General features: G+C 47.5%; 1 protein-coding gene. It reads right to left on the reverse strand.

Annotated elements, in window-relative coordinates; genetic code table 11:
* Positions 1-34: 34 nt before the first annotated feature.
* On the reverse strand, positions 35-314 hold a 280-nt coding region (locus tag HC175_RS22385), incomplete at its 5' end, for a metallophosphoesterase family protein (protein ID WP_479685263.1).

Here is a 314-nt window from a genome sequence, read left to right on the forward strand (position 1 = left end):
GTCTTGGCTCTAGTCTCTAGGCTCTAGTCTCTCTTTAATCATTGAGACAAATCACCTCCTCCTTCGTCACCACATACACCTCATCATCTCCCTGCGGAATGAGAATATGTTTTCCGGTGAATTCGCCGAAGGCGGGCAGTATCAATTGATCTTTGGATTTGAAGAAACAGGACAATTTGAGCTGTTGACGACCCAGGCCGCTGATCCTGACCCCCGGATGTATATGTCCCGAAAAGTTGAAAAAACCGGCTCGTTCTTCAGGGTGGTGGGTGAAGAGAAAATTTTGGAGCACGATCTCCGGAGTCAGTTTTACT

The organism is Salinimicrobium oceani (genome assembly GCF_012037645.1).